The 7,429-nt window shown below is 66.6% G+C and carries 9 protein-coding genes and 1 pseudogene; 7 read left to right on the top strand and 3 right to left on the bottom strand.

The genetic code is table 11. The features are described 5' to 3' along the window. Together corA and PHQ87_RS09995 are read right to left on the bottom strand one after the other, a co-directional pair. The coding region (corA, locus tag PHQ87_RS09990) for a magnesium/cobalt transporter CorA (RefSeq protein ID WP_300233512.1) at positions 1-983 on the bottom strand (983 nt) is incomplete at its 3' end. 205 nt (positions 984-1,188) lie between these two features. Beyond that, positions 1,189-2,427, bottom strand: coding sequence for a patatin-like phospholipase family protein (locus tag PHQ87_RS09995; RefSeq protein WP_300233514.1), 1,239 nt, complete (start codon positions 2,425-2,427; stop codon positions 1,189-1,191). A gap of 226 nt (positions 2,428-2,653) precedes the next feature. Between PHQ87_RS09995 and raiA the strand changes: the two genes are divergently transcribed. The 3 genes from raiA (at position 2,654) to hprK (ending at position 4,550) form a co-directional block, all read left to right on the top strand. Continuing rightward, a complete protein-coding gene (raiA, locus tag PHQ87_RS10000; RefSeq protein WP_300233516.1) occupies positions 2,654-2,983 on the top strand; it encodes a ribosome-associated translation inhibitor RaiA in 330 nt (109 codons plus the stop codon). A gap of 132 nt (positions 2,984-3,115) precedes the next feature. Further along, complete coding sequence (locus tag PHQ87_RS10005; RefSeq protein ID WP_300233518.1) at positions 3,116-3,586, top strand: PTS sugar transporter subunit IIA; 471 nt, start codon at positions 3,116-3,118, stop codon at positions 3,584-3,586. Position 3,587: 1 nt separating this feature from the next. After that, positions 3,588-4,550 (top strand): HPr(Ser) kinase/phosphatase, encoded by a 963-nt coding sequence (hprK, locus tag PHQ87_RS10010; RefSeq protein ID WP_300233519.1) that lies wholly within the window; start codon positions 3,588-3,590, stop codon positions 4,548-4,550. Positions 4,551-4,581: 31 nt separating this feature from the next. Here the strand turns inward: hprK and fur are convergent, their stop codons facing one another. Beyond that, positions 4,582-5,046: a ferric iron uptake transcriptional regulator gene (gene fur / locus PHQ87_RS10015; protein WP_300233521.1), complete on the bottom strand. Its 465-nt coding sequence runs from the start codon at positions 5,044-5,046 to the stop codon at positions 4,582-4,584. A gap of 237 nt (positions 5,047-5,283) precedes the next feature. On the opposite strand from fur, the gene PHQ87_RS10020 reads away from it, so the two are divergent. From PHQ87_RS10020 to PHQ87_RS10035, 4 genes and pseudogenes are all read left to right on the top strand, one after another. Next, a complete protein-coding gene (locus tag PHQ87_RS10020; RefSeq protein WP_300233523.1) occupies positions 5,284-5,802 on the top strand; it encodes an outer membrane protein assembly factor BamE in 519 nt (172 codons plus the stop codon). Next, complete coding sequence (gene dapB / locus PHQ87_RS10025; RefSeq protein WP_300233525.1) at positions 5,802-6,605, top strand: 4-hydroxy-tetrahydrodipicolinate reductase; 804 nt, start codon at positions 5,802-5,804, stop codon at positions 6,603-6,605. Before PHQ87_RS10020 ends, dapB begins: the two co-directional genes overlap by 1 nt. Positions 6,606-6,628: 23 nt before the next feature. Continuing rightward, complete coding sequence (locus PHQ87_RS10030) at positions 6,629-7,294, top strand: MotA/TolQ/ExbB proton channel family protein (protein ID WP_300233527.1); 666 nt, start codon at positions 6,629-6,631, stop codon at positions 7,292-7,294. A gap of 46 nt (positions 7,295-7,340) precedes the next feature. Further along, a pseudogene (locus PHQ87_RS10035) lies at positions 7,341-7,429 on the top strand (biopolymer transporter ExbD); the annotation flags it as partial.

The raw sequence follows: 7,429 nt of genomic DNA on the forward strand, positions 1-7,429 counted from the left end.
TTCAACCAGCCACGCTTGCGGAAGTACACCATGGGCACCACGGCCGACAGCACCATCAGGCCGATGGCGAACGGGTAGCCGAGCGGCCACTCCAGCTCGGGCATGAAGCGAAAGTTCATGCCGTAGCTGCTGGCCACCAGGGTGGGCGGCAGCAGCGAGACGCTGGCGACCGAGAAAATCTTGATGATCTTGTTCTGGTTGATGTTGATGAAACCGACGGTCGCATCCATCAGGAAGTTGATCTTGTCGAACAGGAACGCGGTGTGCCCATCAAGCGAATCGAGGTCGCGCAGAATCTGGCGCGCGTCTTCGAACTGTTCGGCACTGAGCAGGCGGCTGCGCATCATGAAACTCACGGCGCGCCGGGTGTCCATCACGTTGCGGCGGATGCGTCCCGACATGTCCTCGTGCCGGGCAATGGCCGACAGCGCTTCGCTGAGCAAGGTGTCCGAGGCGTTGCTGTTGAGCACCTTGCCGCTGACGACCTCGATGTCGTCGTAGATGTTTTCGAGCGTATCGGCGCAATACTCGGCGTCGGCGTCGAACAGCATCAGCAGCACGTCCTTGGCGTCCTCGATCAGGCCCGGCATGCGGCGCGCGCGCATGCGCAGCAGGCGGAACACCGGCACGTCCTCGTCGTGGATCGAGAACAGCACGCCCTGGCTGCGCAGCTCGGTGTTGTGCTCATTGAGGATGAAGGCCACGCGCACGGCGCGCGGGTCGTCCTCGTCGTCGATGAGAAAGTCCGACCGGATGTGCAGCTCGCCATTGTCCTCCTCGAAGAACCGTGCCGACTCCTCGATGTCGTCGTCCATGGCATCTTCCGGGATGGACAGGCCGAAATGCTGCTTGACCCAGCGCCGCTCTTCGGTCGTGGGCTCCTCCAGATCCACCCAGATCGGCTTGACGCGGGTGAGCTCTTCCAGTGATTCGATTTCTACCTGGAACAGGCGGCCATTGGCCAGGGTAAAGACATTGAGCATGACGGTGCTCCCTGCTGGAACGGGGTGGGCGAGGGAAGGCGAAAGGCCTCGGGGGTGGACGGCGGCGCTTTCAGCCGGCTGGCCACCCGCACACAGTCACCGATCAAGCCGGCTGTTCAGCAGGGGGCAGGAGCGGCTGAAAGCACGCAACTGGGGGGCATGCTTTCCATGGACGGGCTCCGGTAGGGGACAACCCTGGATTATGTCACCACTGGCCTGGTGCCGTGTGTTGCGGGGGGCAAAGAAAATGCACCAGGGCATCGTGCTGACGCCAGGCGTCCTGCTCACCCAGGGCGATCAGGGCCTGTACGAAAGCCGGCTCGAACAGCAGGTAGCTGGCCAGGGCCGCGGCACTGCCACTGGCCTGGCGCCGGGTGTCGAGGGCGCCCAGGCCGGCCAGGGTGTTGCGGGTGGCGGCGGGCAGCGCATGGATGTGCTGGTGGGCCAGTTCGTCGAGCGAAATGCTCGGGTGCAGGGCCAGCACATCGACGGGCCGGTAGGGCAGTGCCTGTGCGAGTGCCGGCGGCAGCCGGGCGATGGTCTGGCTCACGCGCTGGGTCTGCTCGACGTCGGCGTGCAGCGTGTCGTGGAACACGCTGGCCATGGCATGGCCGGCGATGGTGCCGGCGGTGGGATCTTCGCTGCGCACGGGGACCAGACCCGAGCGCTGCGGCTGACCGACACCGATGGCCAGGATGCGCCGGGCGCCGAACTGGATGGCGGGCGACAGGGGCGAGAGCTGGCGCATGGAGCCATCGCCGAAGTGTTCCTTGTGCCGCCCGGTCCACAGGGGAACGGCCGGGAACAGGAACGGAATGGCGCTGGAGGCCATGAGGTGCTCGATGGTCACAGGCTGGAACGACGCGCGCCGGCCCGGTCGCTGCCAGGGCTGGACCGGATGGCCGGCCCGGGTCTGGCAGAACGTCCAGTGGACGCCACTGGTGTAGCTGGATGCGGTGACGCCCAGCGCCTCGATGCGGCGCTCGTCCAGGGCGCGCTCCAGGCGCCCCAGGTCGATGCCCCGGTGCAGGGTGTCAACCAACGGGAGCGTGTCCAGCAGGGCCCGATGGCGTCGCACCTGCCGGGCCAGCACCAGGCCCGCGGCCAGCAGATTGGACCTGGCCCAACGGGGTGCATCGAGACGGTAGACGTGCGCCGAGCGCAACTGCTCCCAGAAGGCGGCGAGCAAGGCCAGTGCGCCCATGCCCTCGTCGGCGCGGCAGGCCAGAAAGGCGGCGTTGATGGCACCGGCCGACGTACCGAACAGCCAGGAAAAGGGGAATGCGTGGCCGGGCAGCATGTCCGCCACTGCCTTGAGCACGCCGGCCTGGTAGGCCGTGCGCGCCCCGCCCCCCATGAGGACCAGGGCACACCCCGTCTCCTCCGGGGGGGACGGTGCCTGCGAGGGCTGCAGATGGTGAAGGATCAGGCTATCGAGAGACACGGTGTGAAGACGACGGGTGCGGCGCCAGGCTGCCCCTGCCAGGCCTGCACCGCCCTTGGCGGCAGCGACCCGCGCAGCGGCTGCGTTCTCACCGATTGTTGCATTGCGGGCTTGCATGGCCGTGCGTTCGCGGGCATAGTGGGCTCATGGCTACCCGTGACCGTCGGGTCGGCCTCATCCCCGACCCGGCGGTGTGTGTCAACCCGGAGCATAAGGAGGCTCTCGCATGAACCTGACGATCAGCGGTCATCACCTCGAAGTCACCCCCGCCCTGCGTGGATATGTCACTTCCAAGCTGGAACGCATCTCCCGCCATTTCGACCAGGTCGTCGACATCAAGGTGCTGCTGACGGTGGACAACCTCAAGGAAAAGGACCAACGCCAGCGCGCTGAGTGCAATATCCATGTCAAAGGAAAGGACCTTTTTGCCGAGAGTGCGCATGCCGACCTGTATGCGGCTGTGGACGAACTGGCCGACAAGCTCGATCGCCAGGTGCTGCGCTACAAGGGCAAGGCACAGGATCATCACCATGATGCAGCCAAGCGCATGATGTGACCGGCACCGGGGCCATCGGCCTCGGTCATGTTGCCCTGCAGCAGGCCGCTTGAAATGTCAAGCGGCTTTTTTATGCCGCTGCACTGGTCAAGAATGGCCAACTGGGCATAATTTGCGGTCCAAGAGGCCCCCATGAACCGACTTTCCGCCATATTGCCCCCCGCGCAGGTGCAGGTCAGTGTCGACGCGACCAGCAAAAAGCGCGCCTTCGAAGAAGCAGGGCTTCTGTTTGAAACCCTGCACGGCCTGAACAGGGCCTTGATCACCGACAGCCTGTTTGCCCGGGAGCGACTGGGCTCGACCGGCCTGGGCCATGGCGTGGCCATCCCGCACGGTCGCATCAAGGGTCTCAAGCAGCCCCTGGCCGCGGTGTTTCAGCTGGCCAGCCCGATCGGCTTTGACGCGCCCGACGAGCAGCCGGTGGTCCTGATGATCTTTTTGCTGGTGCCCGAGGCCGCCACGCAGAAGCACCTGGAAATCCTGTCGGAGATCGCGGAGCTGCTCAGTGACAGCAACCTGCGCGAGCAGATGAAGCTCGCCACCGACGCCTCGGTCCTGCATGGCCTGATCGCCGGCTGGCAGTCCGCCCACGCCGCGGCCTGAGGTGAAGCCCACCGTCGTCAGCGCCGACGTCCTGTTCGAGGACCATCGCGACTCGCTCAAGTGGCAGTGGGTCGCCGGGCTGGGCGCATCGGAGCGGCGCTTCGACGAGATTGCGATCCGCCAGGCGCGCTCGGGCGCCGACCTGGTGGGTTACCTCAACTACATCCATCCCTACCGTGTCCAGGTGCTGGGCGAGCGCGAGGTTCGCTACCTGAGCAGCGACAGTGTCGAGGACAATCTGCGTCGCGTGGCGCGCATTGTCACGCTGGAGCCGCCGGTGCTGGTGGTGGCCGACGGCCAGCCGGTGCCTGAGGCGGTGCGGGCGATGTGCGAGCGGGCGCAGATTCCGATGTTCGCCTCGCCCGAGGCGGCGGCTTTCGTGATCGACGTGATGCGGGCCTATCTGTCGCGCCACTTCGCCGAGCGCGAGTCCATGCACGGCGTGTTCATGGACATCTTGGGCATGGGCGTCATGATCACCGGCGAGTCGGGTCTGGGCAAGAGCGAGCTGGGTCTGGAGCTGATCTCGCGCGGCCACGGGCTGGTGGCCGACGACGCGGTCGATCTGTACCGCATCAACCAGACCAGCATCGAGGGGCGCTGCCCCGAGCTGCTGCAGAACCTGCTCGAGGTGCGCGGCATCGGTCTGCTCGATATCAAGGCCATTTTCGGCGAGACGGCCGTGCGCCGCAAGATGCGGCTGCAGCTCATCGTGCATCTGGTGCGCAAGGAAACCATGGAGCGCGATTACGAACGCCTTCCCCACGAGCCGCTGTACCAGGACGTGCTGGGTGTGCCGGTGCGCAAGGCGGTGATCCAGGTGGTGGCCGGCCGCAACATCGCCGTGCTGGTGGAAGCGGCGGTGCGCAACACGATTCTTCAGTTGCGGGGCATTGACACCTACCGCGAATTCGTCGACCGCCACCGCGCCGCCATGCAGGCCGAGAACACGCCCTTGCGCTGACCGCGTGGGTGGTCGTTCTGCTGGCGAGATGTCAGCGACGCAGGGTGAGATCCCTGGGGGGGGTATTTCCGGTGATCCGGTGCGGGCAGTCGGTCTTGCTGCAGTTGGCGTAGAGCGAGAGGGCGTGTTCCTGCAGGATGAAGCCACGCGACTTGGCGATCGCCTGCTGGCGCTTCTCGATCTCGGGATCGAAAAACTCTTCGACGTGGCCGCAATCGAGGCACACCAGGTGATCGTGGTGCTGGCCCTCGTTGAGTTCGTAGACGGCCTTGCCCGACTCGAAGTTGCTGCGCGTGAGCAACCCGGCCTGCTCGAACTGCATGAGCACCCGATAGACCGTGGCCAGACCGATGTCCGAGCGCTCTTCCAGCAGGATGCGGTAGATGTCTTCCGCCGTCATGTGACGCAGCTTGGCTGTCTGGAACACCTCGAGGATTTTCAGGCGCGGCAAGGTGGCCTTCAGTCCCGTGCTCTTGATTTCTTCGATATTGCTCATGGCTGGCGTCGTGGCAGGCGACCGGGCAGCGGTGATGCCTGTGTCGGGATCCCACCCCGGGGCTACAATGGTCGGATCATATCGCCAGTGCGCGCCGCGTGCCATGCCGCCAGGCAATGGCCTGGGGGCGCGGGTTTATTCTTGTCCGACCGCATGCCGCACTTTTCCCATTCCTGTTCCGGCGCACGCGCGCCGAGGCGTCTGACGTCCCGCCTGGCCCAGGGGGCAGGCCTGCTGATGCTGGTCATTCTGGGAGGCTGCGCGTCGGTGCGCGACAGCCTGCCCCAGGTGTCGGGGTCCATGTTCTCACCCTACAAGATCGATATCGTGCAGGGCAATGTGGTGACCCGCGAGCAGGCGGACCTGCTGCAGCCGGGCATGCCGCGCCAGCAGGTGCGCGACATCCTGGGCACGCCGCTGGTGACCAGCGTCTTCCACGCCGACCGCTGGGACTATGTGTTCACCTTTCGCCGTCAGGGGCAGGAGCCCCAGCGACGCCGGTTGACGGTGTTCTTCCGGGGCGACGTGCTGGAGCGTTATGAAGCCGACGAACTGCCGTCGGAATCGGCTTTCGTGTCCTCGCTGGATGCCCGCAAGCGCTCCGCCCGGAACCCTGCGCTCGAGGCCACGCCGGAGCAGCTCCAACGCTTTGCCGAGCGCAATGAGCAGGCGGCGGCGACCGAGCCGCCGGCACCTGCCGCGCCGCCGCCGGTCACCAGCTATCCACCCCTCGAATCGTCCGGGGGCAGCAACTGATGACGCACCGTATCTGTATTGCAGGCGCCAGCGGGCGCATGGGGCGCATGCTCATCGACGCCGTGCTGGCCAGTGATGACTGCGTGCTGTCCGGGGCGCTGGACGCCGCTGGCAGCCCTGCGCTCGGACAGGATGCCGGCGCCTTCGCCGGCAAGACCACCGGTGTGGCCATCACGGCCGATCTGGCGGCGGGGCTGCGTGGCAGCCAGTGCCTGATCGATTTCACGCGCCCCGAGGGCACGATGGCGCACCTGGCCGCCTGCGTCGAACACGGCGTCGGCCTGGTCATCGGCACCACGGGTTTTTCGGACGAGCAGAAGGCGTCGATCGCCGAGGCGGCCAGACGCGTTCCGATCGTCATGGCGCCGAACATGAGCGTGGGGGTCAATGTCACGCTCAAGCTGCTGCAGATGGCGGCCCGGGCGCTGTCGACGGGCTACGACATCGAGATCATCGAGGCGCATCACCGGCACAAGGTCGATGCACCCAGCGGTACGGCCCTCAAGATGGGCGAGGTCATCGCCGAGGCGCTCGGGCGCGACCTCAAGGACTGTGCCGTCTATGCCCGCGAAGGCGTGACCGGCGAGCGCGATCCGTCGAGCATCGGTTTCGCCACCATCCGTGGTGGTGACATCGTGGGCGACCATACGGTGTTGTTCGCCGGAACGGGTGAACGCATCGAGATCTCGCACAAGTCGTCCAGCCGGGCCGGCTATGCGCAGGGCAGCCTGCGTGCGGCGCGTTTCCTGGCAGGGCAGAAGACCGGTCTTTACGACATGCTCGACGTGCTTGGCCTGCGCTGAGCGGGCGGGCACCAGGAGTGCACATGGGCGGCGTGTGGCAGACGGTCTGGCAACAAGGCGACGGGATCAGCCGGAGCGTGGCCCTGTTGCTGCTGACCATGTCGGTGGCGAGCTGGGTGGTCATCCTCTGGAAAAGCTGGCTGTTGCGCCGGGCCGGGGCGGGGCTGTCCCGGGCCGTGCGCCTGTTCTGGGCCGCCCCCGACCTGGCACAGGCCAGGCAGGTGCTGGCGCGCAGCGACCGCTTGCGGCTGGTGTCGCCCCTGGTGCTGGCCGCGCAAACGCTGCCGCCGGCCGGTGATGGCTCGCTGGCGGCGGCTGGTGACCGTTCCCAGCAACTGACCCGCGTGCTGCGTGACGCCCTGCATGGTGTGCTGCGCCGCTTGCAGTTTGGCCAGGTGCTGCTGGCCACGGTGGGCTCCACGGCGCCCTTCGTGGGCTTGCTCGGTACCGTCTGGGGCATCTACCACGCGCTGACCGAGATCGGTGCCGACGGCCAGTTCCGCATCGAACAGGTGTCCGGTCCGGTGGGCGAGGCCCTGGTCATGACCGCGGCCGGTCTGGCGGTGGCCATTCCCGCGGTGCTGGCCTACAACGTGCTGGGCCGCCGGGTGGCCGATCTCGAGGCCGACCTCGAAGGCTTCGCCCGTGATCTGCGCGAACTGCTGGTCAGCCGGCAGGGTGACCTGTGAGCGGGGAACAGCGACCCGCGCAGCGGCGGAGCGTGGGGGCCTTTTCATGACTTTCGGCCGCCTCGACAAGCCGACCGGTCACCGGCCCATGAGCGACATCAATGTGACGCCGATGGTCGACGTCATGCTGGTGTT

It is taken from the genome of Hydrogenophaga sp. (genome assembly GCF_028698005.1).
In the GTDB taxonomy this organism is placed as follows: Bacteria; Pseudomonadota; Gammaproteobacteria; order Burkholderiales; family Burkholderiaceae_C; genus Hydrogenophaga.

Bases quoted from the DNA above. Each gene is read 5' to 3' on its own strand.
- PHQ87_RS10020 (WP_300233523.1), top strand. From the start codon at position 5,284: ATGCTGGTCATTCTGGGAGGCTGCGCGTCGGTGCGCGACAGCCTGCCC.
- fur (WP_300233521.1), bottom strand. From the start codon at position 5,046: ATGAGCAATATCGAAGAAATCAAGAGCACGGGACTGAAGGCCACCTTG.
- raiA (WP_300233516.1), top strand. From the start codon at position 2,654: ATGAACCTGACGATCAGCGGTCATCACCTCGAAGTCACCCCCGCCCTG.
- dapB (WP_300233525.1), top strand. From the start codon at position 5,802: ATGACGCACCGTATCTGTATTGCAGGCGCCAGCGGGCGCATGGGGCGC.
- PHQ87_RS10030 (WP_300233527.1), top strand. From the start codon at position 6,629: ATGGGCGGCGTGTGGCAGACGGTCTGGCAACAAGGCGACGGGATCAGC.
- PHQ87_RS10005 (WP_300233518.1), top strand. From the start codon at position 3,116: ATGAACCGACTTTCCGCCATATTGCCCCCCGCGCAGGTGCAGGTCAGT.